A 16,446-nucleotide genomic window follows, 5' to 3' on the forward strand; every position below is an offset into this window, starting at 1 on the left:
CTTCTGGTTATCGATGCGCGCCACAGAGATAGGCTTCGATAGATGAGAGGGAAGAGGGCGCGCTGCTCTCCACTTCCATAGCGGGAAGCGTTGTGCCGAGAAGCGCTTTTGCACGTTGATACGCATGAGCGAATCCGCGCAATTCCTGTGTCACCGCACGATCTTCGAGGCGGCGTCGCAAAAGCGCTTGCTCGATATTGCGGCCGATCAGCGCGATTTGACTGTCGATATAGTCGAGACATAACTGTCTGCAACGCGCGGAAGTACTCGCCACGGCCAATAGCACCGGCACGATCGAGATCGTCAGAAAACCGCCCGGCGGAATGCGCGCCAGCGCGGCGGGCGAGGCAAACAGGTCTTTGCGCAGCGAGTCGAATACGGCACGGCCCCACACCTCACGTTCTCTTTCGAGCGCGCTGCGGCGACGCGCCAAAGCGTCCCTTGCATTCGCGTCTTTTATCTCGCCTTCCGCGGTCAGTAGTGGAGCATCCGCGCGTTCACCTTCCTGAATGCAATCGGCGCCGATGTACGAGGCGCTCTGATTCCGGCCGGCGAGAACCAGATGTTGCAATGCATCGGGCACGAACGGATCGAGCGGCACCACTTCGCACGTGACCGGCTTGCCGTTCAGATGAATGGCGCAGCGTCCGTCGTCAGCGAGTGCCGGGCAGCGTGCCAGCGAAGGGTAATCGTAGCCCTGCGTCATGATGCTGAAGGTGTCGCCGGTTCGATAGAGCAACGTGTTCGCAATTGAATCGAAAGCGGCGATATCGGCTTCGTCGAGCACGGCTTCATGGCGGCCGACGCGCAACCGCTCACCCACGCGCCTGCGCGGCACGCGGCCGATTGCGAGGCAGCCAATGAACCGGTCGCGATGCCGGAACAACTCGGGTAGTGCCATAGCCGGCGGACTATTGCAGCATTTGCCGCACGCCGTGCACGCGAACGAGAAAGCGTTCACCACGGCCGGCGCACCGAGTCCTGATAGCGCGTCAGAATGAAATGCGCGACGTCGTCCGAATGATAAGCGGCCACCAGTTGCGCAACCCAAGGCTGAGTGCGCTCGGCATCCCGCACCGTCAACACGTTGGCGTAGGGCGAGCGCGCATCTTCGAGGCCGAGGCTGTCGCGCGCCGGGTAAAGACCTGCACGCGCCGCGTCGTCGCTATCGATCACGGCGAAGGCCACGCTGTTCAATGTGTCGAACAAACGTGCGCGCGGCACCTGGCGGATCTGCAGATTCAGCCGGTTGCTCGTGATGTCGGCGAGCGTCGCATGCAGGCCCGCCGTGTCCCTGAACGTCAGCAGCGTGAAGTTCTGCAGCAGGATCAAGGCGCGCGCAGTTCCTTCCCGGTCGTTGGGGATCGCGATCGTCGCGCCGCGTTGCAACTGGCCGAGGTTGGTCAGTTTGCGCGAGTACAAGGCGATCGGAAACGTCACGGTGGTGGCGACGCTCGTCAACGGAAAGCCGTGTTGTTTGCACTGCGCTTCGAAGCGTGGCTCGTCTTCGAAGCTCGCCGCATCGATCTGTTTCGCGGCCAGCGCGGCGTCGATACGCTCGGGCTGATCGAATACGACCACGTCGAGCGTGAGTCCGCGGCTGGCCGCGACGCGGCGCACTTCGTCCATGATCTCGGCATGCGCGCCCGCGCTCACCCCCACCTTGATGACTTGCGGCGCGGCGGCTTGCACGTGCTGAACCATCGAAGCGGCAACCAGCAGCACAGCCGTCGCGAATCGCCGAGCCTTCATGACGCGTCCCTCAACACCGTGCGAAAACCGATATGCGACGCCGGCAAATCCGCTTCCTGCTGTTCGCGCGACGCCGCGCGATAGCGCACGCAATAGTCGCGCGAGCATAGAAACGAACCGCCTTTGATGACCATCGGCGTGTCGTGTTTGCGGCTGAGCGGCGCGACCTCCGCGGTGTCGCCATTGGTGTGCGACTGGTGCGGACCCGTGTAGACGTCCTTGGTCCATTCCCATGCATTGCCGATCATGTCGTAGAGCTTGAAGTCGTTGGCGGCATAGCAGCCGACGGGCGCGAGACCGATGTGACCGTCCTCATTCGTGTTGAGCACGGGAAACACGCCTTGCCAGTAATTCGCGCTCGGCTTGCCGTGTCCATCGCGTGGCGCGGTGTCGAGGTCCGCGCCTTCGCGGCCTGCTTTGCCCGCGTATTCCCACTCGGCCTCGGTGGGCAGATCGCGGCCGAGCCAGCGCGCGTAGGCGAGCGCGTCGGCTTGCGTGACCATCGTCACGGGCTGGTTCAGGCGGCCTTCAAGTGTGCTGCCGGGGCCGGTCGGATGATTCCACGCGGCGCCTTTTACCCATGTCCACCACGCAAGATCACGTGCGTTCATCTCGTCGCGCGTCGGCGTGTGAAACACCACGGCGCCACCCTGGCGCTCCGAATCGCTGACATAGCCCGTCGCTTTCACGAACGCCGCGAACTGCGCATTCGTCACATCGGTCTGATCGATCCAGAAACCGGCGACGCGCGTCTTGCCGTCTCCGGCCGGACGCTCGTCTTCGTAGCCGAGCTTGCTGCCGAATACGAAGTCGCCGCCATGCAGGTGCACCATGCCGGCCTTCGGATCGTCGCGCCAGCGCGCGGGCAGACCGGCATAGCGCGCGCATTGCTGTTCGGAACCGAGCGCCGCCAACGGGCGCGACGTGTTGAGTTCATCGAACGCGCGTTGTTTGGCACCGCCGCTAAAGACCGCCGAAGCGGCCGTCGCCGCGGTAAAAGCGGTGGCGAACGCGACCGTGGCGATCGCCGCATACACGCCGTAGAGCGCCGTGTTGCTCTTCAACTTGGATCTGACGGTCATTGCGTGCTCAGTAGTAACCGCGCGGACGCAACGGTTCGACGCCGCCGACGCTGCTCATATAGTTGTTCCACTGCTGCACGAGACCGTCGATCACCGAGGGATTCTGCGTCGACACGTCCTGCGTTTCGCCACGGTCGGCGCTCATGTCGAACAGTTGCCAGTGACCGTCCACGGGACCGAGCGGCGGTTCCGTCCACAACGCTTTCCAGCGGCCGTCGGCGCTGCGCAGATAGCCGCGGCCATAGGCTTCGTCGCCGAACGATGCGCTGTGCACCGCGCTCGTCGCCTGATCGTTCAACAGCGGCAGCAGCGACTGCCCGGTGACCGGATAGACGTAGCGATTGTTGTAGACCACCTTGCCCTTGTTCTGATCGACGCCGGTCAGAGAATTGATCAGCGGCGGCGCGGCCTGCGTGGGCGGCGAAATCTGTGCGACAGCAAGGAACGTCGCGGTATTGTCGGTCACGTGCGTGAAGTCGCGCAGTGTCGGTTTCTGCGTGCTCTGACCGGGCAGATGGACGATCAACGGCGTGGAGACGCCGCCCTCGCCCGAATAGCCCTTGGTGAGACGGAACGGCGTGGCGCTGACTTCGGCCCAGCGCAAACCGTATTGCAGACGTTGCGCGTTCTGCTTGCCGTTGTCGGTGCCGAGTGCCGAATAAACCGGGTCGGCGGCATTGGCGGTGTCGGTCGCGGTCGGGTCGGCGCCCGAGTCGATCGGCCAGCCTTCCGCGCCGTTGTCCGACTGGAACATGATGAAGGTATTGTCGTACTCGCCGATATCCTTCAGATGCTGGATCAGCAACCCGATGTTGTGATCGAGGTTTTCGACCATGCCCGCGTAGATTTCCATATAACGCGCCTGGGCTTTCTTCTCGGCGGGCGAGAGACTCGCCCACGTCTTGTTCACCGTGCCCGGGCCGTAGTCGGTATAGCCTTGCGCCGCGCTATGCACGGCGCTCACGTACTTCGCGTTCACCGTGCCGTTGTTCGCCGTGGCCGCGGTGGCGACGAGCGTTTCCGATGCGCCGCCGTACGGCACGAAGTCGTTCGGAATGATGCCGAGCGCTTTCTGCCGCGCAATGCGCGCGTTGCGGATGGCGTCGTAACCGGCGTCGTATTTGCCGGCGTAGTTGTGCAGATAAGGTTCGGGTACCTGCAGCGGCCAATGCGGCGACGTGTAGGCCGCGTAAGCGAAGAACGGTTTGCCGTCGCCCTTGTTCGAATCGATGTACGAGATCAGGCGCTGCGTATAAAAGTCGGTCGAATAGAACACTGCGGGGCTGCCGCCCGCGCCACCCGGTTGTCCCGGCTGACCGGGCTGCACGTATTTGCCGTCTTCGGTGTAGTTGTGCGAGTTCGCCGGTTCGTGCGCGAAGTGATTGGTCGCGGCGCCGCCGAGCAAGGCATAGCTATGTTCGAAGCCCCATTGGTCGGGCGTCTGTCCGCCGCCTGTCGTACTGCCGACAATGCCCGAGCCGATATGCCATTTGCCGGCCATATACGTGTGATAACCGCCGTCCTTCAGCAGTTGCGCAACGGAGAGCGCGCGGTCGTTCAGATAGCCTTCATAACCCGGCAGTCCTTTGCGCTCGTCGGTCGGCACACCCATGGTGCCTTCGCCGACCAGATGGTGATCGGTGCCGGAGATCAACATGGAGCGCGTGATCGCGCAGACGGTGCCCGTATGGTGATTCGTCAGGATGCGGCCCGATTGCACCAGCGCGTCGAGGTTGGGCGTGTTGATTTCGCCGCCGAACGCGTGGATGTCGGAATAGCCGAGGTCGTCGGCCATGATGTACAGAATGTTCGGGCGTTTCTGGGCGACTACGGGCGTGGGAGTCGGGCCGGGCAGATTGTCGTCGCCGCAGGAGGCGAGAGCGACGAGACTGGCGACGGCGGCGCCGATCATGCCAAGACGAAGAGAAGGGCGCTGCGATCGTGGTGTTGTCATTGTTGTGCGGACCGGATATGTCGGGTCGCCGATGGTAGCAATGACGCCAGAACGCCCAAAGTTCGATTTCTGCGTTGCTATGTCCGATTGCCGATATAGCCTTGCTGCGTGATACCGGGTATCAGCCGCGCGCCGCTTTCGCCTTTAAACGTAGATGGCTAGTTGCCCGGATCGAGCACCGGCTTGTCCGGATTCGCAAGCGTTTTGTAGGGGAGTTGTGCGGCGTGCGGATTGGTGACGGTGTCGTCGATCACCCGCTCGACGTCCGCGGTTTTCGCGAGCTCGGTGAGGAAGCTCTGTTTGGCGAAGCCCGGCGCAACGCAGCCTTCCACATAGATGAAACGGCGTTGCAGTGTCAGCCAGAGCGTCGATTGTTCGCGCCAGTGCGTGGCGAAATTGATGTTGGTGAGTCGACGCTGCACGGCCTCGGCGATTTCCACGTCGTACAGATAGGCGTTCGATAAACGGCAGCGACCTTCCACCCAGCAGCTATTGCCGCGTTCGATCCGGTAATGGCTGTCGTCGAGCCATTCTTTCTCGGTTTCGAGCGGCCCCAATGGCACCGGACAATCGCTGATCGCTTTGGAGATCTGAAAGAACGGGTCGTGACCGCGATTGACGCGCGCCGGTTCGGCATGCGCGTGAATAGCAGTAACGGCGAAACAGATCAGCAGACTCGCTAGCCGCAATGGGGTCGAGCGTTTCATCCTCATCAGCTCCAGGTGTCGGGCGTTGAGTAGACGGAACGACAGCAGTGGTTTGAGTGGCTGTAGCGCCGATTATGCGACGGATCGCCGATCCGCGTCAGTCAGGTTTTCACCGGTTCGTGCGCCGGTTCTCCACCGCGAACTTGATCAATTCGGCCTGACCTTCAATATCGAGCTTGCGCTTCAGATTCAGCCGATGCGTTTCCACCGTCCGCACGGAGAGATCGTTGCGCTGAGCGATCTGTTTGCTCGACAAGCCTTCCGCAAGCGCATCGAGAATGTCGCGCTCGCGCGGCGTGAGCCGTTCGACGGGCGACTGCATAGCCGAAGCCTGAATCAGACGCGCGCCAAGTCCCGCGCTGAAAAACTGTTTGCCTTCGAGCACCGCGCCAATTGCCTGGATGATCTCGGTGGAAGGCGAATCCTTCAGCACGTAGCCGCTCGCACCCGCGCGCACTGCCTGGGTCACGTACTCGAGATTGTCGTGCATCGACAGCATGAGCACGCGAATCGCCGGGAAGCGTTCGTGAAACATGCCGGCCAGCGCGATGCCGTTCATTCCGTTCATGCCGACATCCATCAGCACGAGATGAGGCTCCGCGCTCGCGGCGAGGGCGAGCGCTTCCTGCGCATTGCCGGCTTCGCCGACCACTTCGAGGTGGCGCACCGCTTCGAGCCGCGCGCGCAAACCGTCGCGCACGAGCGGATGATCGTCGACGAGAATCAGGCGGGCGATAGCGGGTGAGGCGTCGTTCATGGTGAGGTTTCCTGCAAGGCCGGCAATGTCGGCTCGGTCGATCCCAATGGCACGCGCGCGGTGACGAGAGTGTGGCCGGCTTGTGAGCTGAGCGACAGTGTGCCGCCCAACGCTTCGAGCCGTTCGCGCATATTGCGCAGACCCACGCCCGAGCGCCGGCCGACGAACGCATGCGCCACGTCGAACCCGCGCCCGTTGTCCGCGATGTTTAGCGTGACGCCGTCGTTCGATATTTCCAGCGCGAGCGCCGCGTTCGTCGCCTGCGCGTGGCGCACGATATTCGTCAGCGCTTCCTGGGCGATCCGGAACAGCACAGTGTTGACCGCATCCGGTAAAGCCGCGGCGTGCGTGTGCGCGATCTGCGTGAAGCCGATCTCGATGCCCGACTGCTCGCTGAGTTCGCGCGAGAGTTGTTCCAGCGCGGCTGCCACGCCAAGATCGTCCAGCATGGACGGACGCAGCGCGTGAGAAATGCGCCGCACTTCGCGCAACGTGTCGCCAAGCCGCGTGAGACTGGTGGTGAGTGCGGCCTCTGCCGCGGGCACGCGCACTTCGCTGCGCTCGAAGCGCGCCAGCGCGGATTCGAGCAGCAGCTTGACGGAGACCATCATCTGGCTGATGCCGTCGTGCAATTCGCGCGACAGGCGCGCCCGTTCGTTTTCCTGCGACTCCACCACCTGCTGCGCGAGCCGCTTCAGTTTGGCGTCCGCACTGCGATATTCGGTGACGTTGAGCACGAGCGCGCACAACGCGATCACGGCGAGTCCGGCTACGGCGATCGCGTCGATCCATTTCATCGTACGATCGATGTTGGCGGCCGCGCGTTCGTCGATATGCGCGAGCGTGTTATCCACATCGTCGAGATAGATGCCGGTGCCGATCATCCAGCCCCAGCGCTCCAGCGGCACTACGTAGCCGAGTTTCGACGCCACCTTGCCCGTCGACGGACGATGCCATAGGTACCGCACATAACCACCGCCGCGCGCGGCCGCGGCGAGCAGTTGCTGAATGGTCAGCGTGCCTTGCGGGTCGCGCAGTTCCCACAGGTCGCGGCCGACCAGGTCGGGCTCGCGCGGATGCATCAACGAACGGCCATGCATGTCGTAGACGAAGAAGTAGCCGTCCTTGCCGAAGTCCATTTTTTGCAGCACGTCGAGCGCGCGTGCGCGCAGCGTCGCGTCGTCGCGCGCATTGTCCTGGCCGGCGTCATAGAGCGGCGCGATCGCAGTGGTGGCGAGCTCGACGTAATGCTTGAGCTCGATCTCCTTGCTGGCCATATACGCGGCCTGCGTGCTCGCGTGTTGCGTCTCGGCGAGCGCCGTGGCCTGCCGTTGCACACCGACTTCGATGCTCGCGATGGCGGCCAGAAAGGGCACGATCGCCAGCAGGACAATCTTGGCTTTGAGTTTCATCGTTGAAAAGACCGCTGACCGGCTACGTAGTACTACGTAGCCGGCTTACGTAGTTGCGCGCTTGTGAGGACGCTCACGAAGGCGAATACTACATCCCCACGGCATAGTGCGCCTTGCAGGCGGCTGCGCCCATCGTCGCGCGCCTCGCGCGGCGTAATAAGCACCCCGGTTTGCCGGCTCATACCCGCTACCGGTTTCCGCGTGCCGGACCACAAGTCGTGGCGCGTGGTGTCAATAATAGACTTAGGAGATGATTGTGGAGACATCCCAACCTGCCGGCCGTTCATGGCTATGGCTGATCCTGCTGCTCCCATATATCGCATTGCTGTGGCTGCCGTTTTATAACGACACGCGTCCGTCGTTCGCGGGCTTTCCTTTCTTTTACTGGTATCAGTTCTTGTGGGTGCCGTTGACCTCGCTACTGATTTACGCCGTGTACCGAGGTGTCAAATGAGCGACGTTAATCCCGTGAATCCGGTTGCGATGACCGTCTTTATCGCATTCTTTGTTCTCGTCACTGTGATCGGCTTCTTTGCCGCGCGCTGGAAACGGGGCGACCTCACGCAATTGCACGAGTGGGGCCTCGGCGGCCGCCAGTTCGGTACGGTCATTTCATGGTTCCTCGTGGGCGGCGACTTCTATACCGCCTATACGGTGATCGCCGTGCCCGCGCTGGTCTATTCGGTCGGCGCATATGGCTTCTTTGCCTTGCCGTACACGATCATCGTTTATCCGTTCGTGTTTGCGGTGATGCCGAAACTGTGGAAGATCGCGCATGCGAAAAACCACATTACGGCAGCGGACTACGTGCAGGGCGAATACGGCGGCAAGTGGTTCCCGGCGGCCGTCGCGATTACCGGCATTGTCGCGACCATGCCGTATATCGCGCTGCAGCTGGTGGGCATGCAGGTCGTGATCAAGGGGCTCGGCGTGACCGGCGAAATGCCGCTGATCGTCGCCTTCGTGATTCTCGCGCTGTACACGTATGCCAGCGGCCTGCGCGCGCCGGCCATGATCGCGTTCGTGAAAGACATCATGATCTATATCGTCGTGATCGCGGCGGTGTGGCTGATCCCGGCCAAGCTCGGCGGCTATGCGCATGTGTTCGACGCGGCCGATACGTATTTCAAGGCCAAGGGCGGCGCGACCGGCATCATTCTGAAGCCGACGCAGTTCACCGCATATGCATCGCTGGCCTTGGGCTCGGCGCTGGCGGCGTTCATGTATCCGCATACGATGACGGCAGTGCTGTCGTCCTCGTCGGCGAATACGGTGCGCAAGAATGCGATCTTCCTGCCGGCGTACACGCTGCTGCTGGGTCTGATCGCGTTGCTCGGCTATATGGCGATTGCGGCCGGCGTGCATGTGAAGTCGGCCTCGGACATGGTGCCGGCGCTGTTCAACACGCTGTTCCCGTCGTGGTTCGTCGGCTTCGCGGCGGCGGCGATTGCGATCAGCGCGCTGGTGCCCGCGGCGATCATGTCGATCGGCGCGGCCAATCTGTTCACGCGCAATTTGTGGCGTCCGCTCGTTTCGCCGAATATCTCGCCGGAAGGCGAGGCTTCCACGGCGAAGATCGTCTCGCTGGTCGTGAAGTTCGGCGCGCTGCTGTTCATCGTGTTCCTGCCGACGCAGTACGCGATCGACCTGCAACTGCTTGGCGGCGTGTGGATTCTGCAGATTTTCCCGGCAATCGTGTTCTCGTTGTACACGCGTCGTTTGAACACGCCGGGTCTGTTCCTCGGCTGGCTGGCCGGGATCGTGCTCGGAACCGGGCTGGCTATTTCGCAAGGCCTCAAGCCGGTGTTCGCCTTGCATCTCGGCGATGCGGTCTATCCGGTGTATATCGGGCTGATCGCACTGACGGTCAATATCGTCGTGAGTTTCGTCGTGTCGGTTCTGTCGCCGCGTAGGGTGGTGGCCGCAGCCTGAACGATCGATGTCGAAGTAAAGCAACGCCGCGGAGCTGGTTTGTCCGCGGCGTTTTTTCGTTGCGCTTCGAAGCGCTAACCGTGCCGCGCGAATCGTTCCACGCTGAACGGCCGCGGGTCCACAAGCGTTGCTTCGCCCGTCATCATTTCTGCGATCAGCCGCCCGGTTACCGGACCCAGCGTCAGCCCGTGATGCGCGTGGCCGAATGCGAACCACAGCCCCGGATGTTTTTTCGCCGGGCCGATGATCGGCAGCATGTCCGCCGTACAAGGACGCCGGCCCATCCATGGTTCGTCATCGAGACGCTCGCCCAAGGGGAACAGCGTGCGGGCGACCGGCTCGACCGCGGCGAGTTGCGCCGGTGTTTTGGGCGCTTCGAGATCCGCGATTTCCGCGCCTGTCGTCAAACGGATGCCGCGCGCCATCGGCGCCAGCAGGTAGCCGCCTTCCGCGTCAAGCACCGGATGATTCAGGCGCGCCATGCCCTGCGCCGAGTAGTGCATGTGATAGCCGCGTTTGACGGCGAGAGGCAAGCGGTAACCGAGGCGCGCACTCGCGCGTTCCGACCACGGCCCCAACGCGACGACCGCGGATGACGCGGAGATCGTTCCCGCTTGCGTGTCGACTTGCCAGCCATCGCGCAGCGTATCCGCATCGCCGATAAAAAAGCGCCCGCCGAGTGCTTCGAAATATCTGGCATAAGCGGTGACGAGCGCGTTCGGGTCGCTCACCGAATCGGATTCCGGATAGCGCAAGCCGCCCAGCAAGGTCTTGTCGAGATCGGGCTCCAGCTGTTGCAGGCGCGCGGCGTCGAGCGCTTCGAACGCGACTTCATATTCGCGATGCCACCGTTCGGCGAGCCGGGTTTCCGCGTCGCGAGCCGCTGCGGTGCGAAACACTTTTATCCAGCCGATAGGCCTTAATAGCGCGCTCGCGCCGGCGTCGGCGGCGAGCGCGCGGTGCTCGCTCACGCAATGTTCGATCAGCGTCGCGTACGACTTCGCAATGGCGGCGTGCCGCGTTGGATGAGAGTTGCGCCAGTATTGCCAGAGAAACGGCGCGGTCTTGACGATCGCGTCGGCATGATAGCGAACGTCGGGCGACTGGTTGCGCGCATAGCGCAGCAACGTGCCGAGCCCGCGAGGAAACGCGTAGGGATAAACGCCTTCGCGCTGGATCAGCCCGGCGTTGCCGAACGAGGTCTCGTTGCCGGGCAGCTTGCGATCGACCAGCGCGACCTGACGGCCGCGTTTCTGCAGATGGACGGCAGTGCACACGCCGACAATGCCCGCCCCGAGCACAACGGTATCGAATTTCATTCTGCTTATAGGCCTCGCTTGAAGTCGCTTTGTTCGAAGAGTTCCGCGATCCAGCCGACAAACGTTCGGGTTGCGCCGCTCGCATTCCGGCCGTGCGGATAGACAATTGAAACAGGTACCGCCGACGATCGCGCAGCGGCGAGCAGGCCGCATTGCAGATAGGCCTCTGTTTCATTCACTGCAAAACGGCTTGGCATGCTCATGGTGAGATCTTCGCCTTGTCCGTGAAAGCGCCAGTCGAGCGGCCCGCCGGTCGCGTTCGAAATGTAATTGATCGCACGGTGCTCGTTGAGCGCGCCCGATGACTCTTGGCATGTCCAAGCGGACACGACAGCGCGGGGTCGCCGCATCGGAGGATAACTCGCTTTCCACGCGGGTGACGCCGAACCGCGTATCGCGGACGAGGTCGTGTTCGTCGCCGGCGACACGGTGACTTACCGGCAACTGGCGGACGCAGTCGATGCGCTGCTCGGGCGGCAGGTACGCCGCGTCGAATGGAGCGTGCCGCGATTGCAGGGCGAACTGGCCGGCGAGCCCGGCAGCGCGGTCAGAAAGTACCGCGTGGTGTTCGCGCAAGGCGCGGGCGTGTCGTGGGACAAGGAGCGTACCTTCAACGGGCGGCGCGGCATCGCGGTTTGCAGCATGGAGCAGTGGATGCGCGAGAACCTTCTGGCGCGCGAGGGTGTGTCGCTTTTGTAAGCGAGCCGCTCAAGTAAAATGCGCGTCGCGCACGGCCCGCGAATCGACTTGCTGCCGTCCAGACGTCGACAGCGTGTAAACTGGCGACTTTTTTGCCTCCGGTGGTATGTTGCAAGCCCCCCAGCGCACCGCCCTCAGCGGCCCGGCGCTCATTCGCTTACTGGCACGCCTCGCGGATGTCGATGTTCCCGAATCCAGGCAATCGCTCTCGGACCGGCTTAGCCAATGGCTCGGCTGGACCGACGCCATTGCGCTGTCCTCGGTACTGAACGGCAATCCGCCCGCGGGTTCCGCCGGCACGCGCGAATTCGGCAGCGCCGAAGAATCGGAGTACGTCCGCGCGCGCAGTTCGCTGGCGAAGACCATTACGGGCGATAGCGTGTTCGCGGCCGACAGGCGGCGTGGGCCCGCACGCGCGTCCGCGCATGCGTCGTTGCAGAGTGCGCCGGCGGAACCGGCAGCCGATTACGCGGTTTTCCGTCAACGCTACCTCTCCATCCAGCAGTCGATGGAAATGGCGATCGGCAATCTGCGCGGCCGCTTGCGGGGCATGCTGGCCACCAGAACACCCGGCATGGCGCGGCTCGCCGTGGTGGACGCGGTGATGGAGCGCGCACTGAGCGAGCGCGAGCGCAACCTGCTGGCCGCCATACCCGCGCTGCTGGCCGGACACTTCGAGCGCTTGCGCGCGGCCGAGCAGGCGGCGCTGGTTGCCGCCGAAGCGTCGGACCAAGCCACTGACGACACCGGCAGCAACATCGCGGGCAACGCAGCGGCGCTCGCACCCGGCGCATGGCTGAATGTGTTCCGCAAGGACATGCAGAGCGTGTTGCTTGCCGAACTGGATATTCGTTTACAACCGGTCGAAGGGTTGCTCGCCGCCCTTCGCGCCAGCTAACTGGGACACTATGTCCAGATATCGTATTGATCTCGTTGTGTTTTTGGCAGGTCTGGCCGCTGTGTGCTGGATCGCCGCCGGCTACCTCGGTTCGAACCCGCTGGCGCTGGCCGTCACCTTATTGATCGGCGTGTGCTATCTGGCGGGTTCGCTCGAATTGCACCGCTACAACCAGGCCACCGCCACGCTCACGCAGGCGGTCGCCGGGCTGTCCGGGCCGCCGCCGAGCCTCGGCACATGGCTCGAGCCCTTGCATCCGAGCCTGCGCCACGCGGCGCGCCTGCGCGTCGAGGGCGAGCGGGTGGCCTTGCCGGGTCCGGCACTCACGCCTTACCTGGTCGGCTTGCTGGTGCTGCTGGGCATGCTCGGCACGTTGCTCGGCATGGTGGTGACCTTGCGCGGCACCGGCATGGCGCTGGAAAGCGCGACCGACCTGCAGGCGATCCGCGCTTCGCTCGCGGCGCCGGTCAAGGGTTTGGGCTTTGCGTTCGGCACCTCGATTGCGGGCGTGGCGACCTCCGCGATGCTGGGGCTGCTGTCCGCGCTGTGCCGGCGTGAGCGCCTGCAGGCCGCGCAGATGCTCGACGTGAAGATCGCGACGATCCTGCGCATCTACTCGCAGAGTCATCAGCGTGAAGAGGCTTTCAGGCTCCTGCAGCGTCAGTCCGAGGTGATGCCCACGCTGGTCGACCGTCTGCAGACGATGATGTCGGCCATCGAGCAACAGAGCCTCGCCTTGAACGAGCGGCAGATCGCCAGCCAGGAGGCTTTTCACGGCAGGGCCGAGGCCGCTTATACGCGCCTCGCGAGTTCGGTCGAGCAGTCGTTGAAGGAGAGCGTGGCCGACAGCACGCGGGCCGCCGGCGCGGCGCTGCAACCGGTCATGCAAGCCACGATGGCCGGCCTCGCGCGCGAGACGGCGGTGTTGCACGACACCGTCACGCACGCCGTGCAGCGGCAACTGGACGGCCTGTCGAGCGGCTTCGAAACCACCACCACGACCGTCGCGGATATCTGGAACAAGGCGTTGGCTGGGCATCAGCGTTCGAGCGAGGAACTGGCGCAGCATCTGCGCGCCTCGCTGGATCGCTTCACCGACACTTTCGAGCAACGCTCGGCCGGTCTGCTGGACGGCGTTTCCGCGCGGCTGGAAAGCACGGCGGGCAACGTCGCGCAGGCCTGGAACGAGGCGCTGGCGCGTCAGGAGAGCGCCGGCGAAAAGCTCGCGGCGAACAACCAGCAGGCGTTTGCAGCGGCCGCGGCGACTTTCGAGCAGCACGCGGCGTCGCTGCTGCGTGGCGTAGGTCAGTCGCACGTGGACTTGCAGACCGAGCTGGCTTCGAAAGATGAACAACGGCTCGCCGCCTGGACTGAGACACTCGGTGCGATGGCGGCGACCTTGAGCAAGGCGTGGGAACAGTCGGGCGCGCAAACCGCGAGCCGTCAGCAGGAAATCTGCGAGACGCTGGCGCAAACGGCGCGTGATATTTCGGCACAAACGCAAGCGCACGCCAGCAACACGATCGCGGAGATCGACAGGCTCGTCGAGGCCGCAGCCGAAGCGCCGAAAGCGGCGGCGAACCTGCAGGCTGAGTTGGCCTCGCGGGACCAGCAGCGTCTGGCGGCCTGGACCGACACGCTCGCTGCGATGGCCGCCACGTTGAGCAAGGAATGGGCGCAGTCGGGCGCGCAAACCGCGTCACGTCAGCAGGAAATCTGCGAGGCGCTGGCGCAAACGGCACGCGATATTTCCGCCCAAACGCAAGCGCACGCGAGCAATACGATTGCTGAAATCGACCGGCTCGTGCAGGCCGCGGCGGAAGCGCCGAAGGCCGCGGCAAATCTGCAAGCCGAACTGGCCTCGCGCGATCAGCAGCGTCTGGCCGCCTGGACCGAAGCGCTCGGCGCAATGGCCAACACCTTGAGCGCGGAATGGGAGCAAGCGGGCGCACGAACCGCGAGCCGTCAGCAGGAAATTTGCGAGACACTCGCGCAAACCGCGCGCGACATCTCCGCCCAGACACAGGCGCACGCCAGCGAGACGATCGCCGAGATCGGCCAACTCGTGCAAGCCGCTTCGGAAGCGCCGAAGGCCGCAGCCGAAGTCGTCGCCGAACTGCGTCAGAAACTCTCCGACAGCATGGTCCGCGATACCGCGATGCTGCAGGAGCGCAGCCGCTTGCTGGAAACGCTGGAAACCCTGCTCGACGCCGTCAATCACGCATCCACCGAGCAGCGCACGGCGGTCGACGCGCTCGTCGCCACGTCGGCGGATTTGCTGGAGCGCGTGGGCACGCGCTTCACCGACAAGCTCGAACACGAAACCGGCAAGCTCGGCTCGGTAGCCGCGCAAGTTACCGGCAGCGCGGTCGAAGTGGCAAGTCTCGGCGAAGCGTTCGGCACCGCCGTGCAAGTGTTCGGCGAGTCGAACGACAAGCTGGTCACGCACCTGCAACGTATTGAAACCGCGCTCGACAAATCGCTCGCACGCAGCGACGAACAGCTTGCCTATTACGTCGCGCAGGCGCGGGAAGTGATCGATCTGAGCGTGATGTCGCAGAAGCAGATCGTCGAAGACCTGCAGCAGCTTGCCGGCCGGCGCGCGTCGGCGGGAGTTGAGGCGGCATGAGCGAGGACATCGACGGCGGCGTGGAGCAGGTCGCGCCGATCTGGCCGGTTTTCGGCGACCTGATGTCGGTGCTGCTGGGCGCTTTCGTGCTGATCCTCGTGGGCGTGATCGGCGTGCAACTGGAGTTGTCGAGCAAGCTGGAGCAGGAGGTCAAGCAGCGTCAACTGGAAACCCAGCGCCGCAAGACGCTGGAGCAGGCGCTGGCGGGTCCGCTCGCGGCTGGGCGCGTGACGCTCGTGAACGGGCGCATCGGCATCAGCGGCAATGTGCTGTTCGCGCTGAACTCGGATCAGTTGCAGCCGCAGGGCCGTGATCTGCTGAAGAGTCTGGCCGGCCCGCTCTCCGCGTATCTCGGCGCGAACGACGAAATCTTGATGGTGAGCGGCTTTACCGACGACCAGCGTCTGCGCGAAGGCAACCGCCGTTTCGCCGACAACTGGGAATTGTCGGCGCAGCGCGCGCTGACGGTGACGCGCGCGCTGATCGACGACGGCGTGCCCGCGTCGTCGCTGTTTGCGGCTGCGTTCGGCTCCGGTCAGCCTGTCAGCTCGAATACCGACGAGCAGGGACGCGCCAAAAACCGGCGCGTGGAAATAGCACCGGTGCCTCGGCCATCGACTGCAGCGGTGAAGCCACGTGAGTGACGGCGGCAATAGCGATCCGGCAAGCGGAGCCCGAGCGACGCTAGACGCATGGCGCGAGCGCGGCGACGATCGGCTCGATCCCGTTCGCTTCCATTTCATCGACGCGCTCGAACGGCGCGCAGCCGGTCACAGCGGCGAAGCGCGGCGGATTCTGGACGAAAGGCTATCCGGTCTGCTGGACGCTTACGCCGGGTATATTGAGCGCGCCGCGGCCGCTTCGGCAAATCAAACTAATGCTCAAGCCGCCGACGAGCCCACACACGCAACGCTGAAAAGCCTGGTCGACTACATCGCGAGTCAGGATCATGTGCCCGCGGCAATCGGTTTGCCGCGCGCCGCTTCATATCCCGAACTGCCCGCGCTCGATTACTTCAGGGAAGTCTGGTCGAAGGTCCGCGCGGAAAAGCAGATGCGGCAGTCGCTGGAACAGGTGCCGGGCAACGCCGGTCCGCTCAATTCGAGCAGCCTCGTGCATCGGGCGCTCTCGCTCATGCGCGAGGTGTCGCCGGGCTACCTCAAGCAGTTTCTGTCCTACGTCGATGCCTTGTCGTGGATGGAGCAGATAAACGGCGGCGCCGCGCCCGCCGGCAAAGATGCGCCTCGCGCCGGCAGCACCGGCAAGAGCGCTCGCGGCAAAGCACGCTAGTGCGATAGGCGCCGG

At 63.9% G+C, this 16,446-nt stretch carries 15 protein-coding genes; 7 read left to right on the forward strand and 8 right to left on the reverse strand.

Features of this window, described 5'->3' with window-relative positions:
• Window positions 1-7 precede the first annotated feature (7 nt).
• The 7 genes from BPHYT_RS22205 to BPHYT_RS22235 form a co-directional block, all read right to left on the reverse strand.
• On the reverse strand, window positions 8-964 hold the full coding sequence (locus BPHYT_RS22205) for a hypothetical protein (protein WP_041759098.1): 957 nt from the start codon (window positions 962-964) through the stop codon (window positions 8-10).
• Entirely contained in the window at window positions 958-1,752 is a 795-nt protein-coding gene (locus BPHYT_RS22210) for a MetQ/NlpA family lipoprotein (protein WP_012426364.1), read from the reverse strand. Before BPHYT_RS22210 ends, BPHYT_RS22205 begins: the two co-directional genes overlap by 7 nt.
• The gene (locus BPHYT_RS22215) at window positions 1,749-2,834 is read right to left on the reverse strand and encodes a formylglycine-generating enzyme family protein (RefSeq protein WP_012426365.1); all 1,086 of its coding nucleotides are present in this window, start codon (window positions 2,832-2,834) and stop codon (window positions 1,749-1,751) included. The genes BPHYT_RS22210 and BPHYT_RS22215 overlap by 4 nt, the downstream gene beginning before the upstream one ends.
• A 7-nt stretch (window positions 2,835-2,841) precedes the next feature.
• Window positions 2,842-4,788, reverse strand: coding sequence for an arylsulfatase (locus BPHYT_RS22220; protein WP_012426366.1), 1,947 nt, complete (start codon window positions 4,786-4,788; stop codon window positions 2,842-2,844).
• 158 nt (window positions 4,789-4,946) lie between these two features.
• On the reverse strand, window positions 4,947-5,495 hold the full coding sequence (locus BPHYT_RS22225; RefSeq protein WP_012426367.1) for a hypothetical protein: 549 nt from the start codon (window positions 5,493-5,495) through the stop codon (window positions 4,947-4,949).
• A gap of 109 nt (window positions 5,496-5,604) precedes the next feature.
• Complete coding sequence (locus tag BPHYT_RS22230; RefSeq protein WP_012426368.1) at window positions 5,605-6,252, reverse strand: response regulator; 648 nt, start codon at window positions 6,250-6,252, stop codon at window positions 5,605-5,607.
• The gene (locus tag BPHYT_RS22235) at window positions 6,249-7,664 is read right to left on the reverse strand and encodes a cache domain-containing protein (protein WP_012426369.1); all 1,416 of its coding nucleotides are present in this window, start codon (window positions 7,662-7,664) and stop codon (window positions 6,249-6,251) included. Before BPHYT_RS22235 ends, BPHYT_RS22230 begins: the two co-directional genes overlap by 4 nt.
• 256 nt (window positions 7,665-7,920) lie before the next feature.
• Here BPHYT_RS22235 and BPHYT_RS22240 point away from each other — a divergent pair, with 256 nt between their 5' ends.
• Together BPHYT_RS22240 and mctP are read left to right on the forward strand one after the other, a co-directional pair.
• A complete protein-coding gene (locus BPHYT_RS22240; protein WP_012426370.1) occupies window positions 7,921-8,118 on the forward strand; it encodes a DUF3311 domain-containing protein in 198 nt (65 codons plus the stop codon).
• Window positions 8,115-9,596, forward strand: coding sequence for a monocarboxylate uptake permease MctP (gene mctP, locus BPHYT_RS22245; protein WP_012426371.1), 1,482 nt, complete (start codon window positions 8,115-8,117; stop codon window positions 9,594-9,596). The genes BPHYT_RS22240 and mctP overlap by 4 nt, the downstream gene beginning before the upstream one ends.
• Before the next feature lie 74 nt (window positions 9,597-9,670).
• Here mctP and BPHYT_RS22250 read toward each other — a convergent pair whose 3' ends face one another.
• Window positions 9,671-10,915: an NAD(P)/FAD-dependent oxidoreductase gene (locus BPHYT_RS22250; protein WP_012426372.1), complete on the reverse strand. Its 1,245-nt coding sequence runs from the start codon at window positions 10,913-10,915 to the stop codon at window positions 9,671-9,673.
• Between the two features lie 408 nt (window positions 10,916-11,323).
• Here BPHYT_RS22250 and BPHYT_RS22260 point away from each other — a divergent pair, with 408 nt between their 5' ends.
• The 5 genes from BPHYT_RS22260 to BPHYT_RS22280 all read left to right on the forward strand — a co-directional run bounded on the left by BPHYT_RS22260 (window position 11,324) and on the right by BPHYT_RS22280 (window position 16,431).
• Window positions 11,324-11,614, forward strand: coding sequence for a Rossmann-fold NAD(P)-binding domain-containing protein (locus BPHYT_RS22260; protein WP_041759100.1), 291 nt, complete (start codon window positions 11,324-11,326; stop codon window positions 11,612-11,614).
• A 106-nt stretch (window positions 11,615-11,720) separates the two neighbouring features.
• A complete protein-coding gene (locus BPHYT_RS22265; RefSeq protein WP_012426373.1) occupies window positions 11,721-12,512 on the forward strand; it encodes a DUF3348 domain-containing protein in 792 nt (263 codons plus the stop codon).
• Between the two features lie 10 nt (window positions 12,513-12,522).
• Complete coding sequence (locus tag BPHYT_RS22270; protein ID WP_012426374.1) at window positions 12,523-15,141, forward strand: DUF802 domain-containing protein; 2,619 nt, start codon at window positions 12,523-12,525, stop codon at window positions 15,139-15,141.
• Window positions 15,138-15,785, forward strand: coding sequence for an OmpA family protein (locus BPHYT_RS22275; protein ID WP_012426375.1), 648 nt, complete (start codon window positions 15,138-15,140; stop codon window positions 15,783-15,785). Before BPHYT_RS22270 ends, BPHYT_RS22275 begins: the two co-directional genes overlap by 4 nt.
• Window positions 15,778-16,431, forward strand: coding sequence for a DUF2894 domain-containing protein (locus BPHYT_RS22280; protein WP_012426376.1), 654 nt, complete (start codon window positions 15,778-15,780; stop codon window positions 16,429-16,431). The genes BPHYT_RS22275 and BPHYT_RS22280 overlap by 8 nt, the downstream gene beginning before the upstream one ends.
• Window positions 16,432-16,446: the final 15 nt, after the last annotated feature.

This window comes from Paraburkholderia phytofirmans PsJN, assembly GCF_000020125.1.
In the GTDB taxonomy this organism is placed as follows: Bacteria; Pseudomonadota; Gammaproteobacteria; order Burkholderiales; family Burkholderiaceae; genus Paraburkholderia; species Paraburkholderia phytofirmans.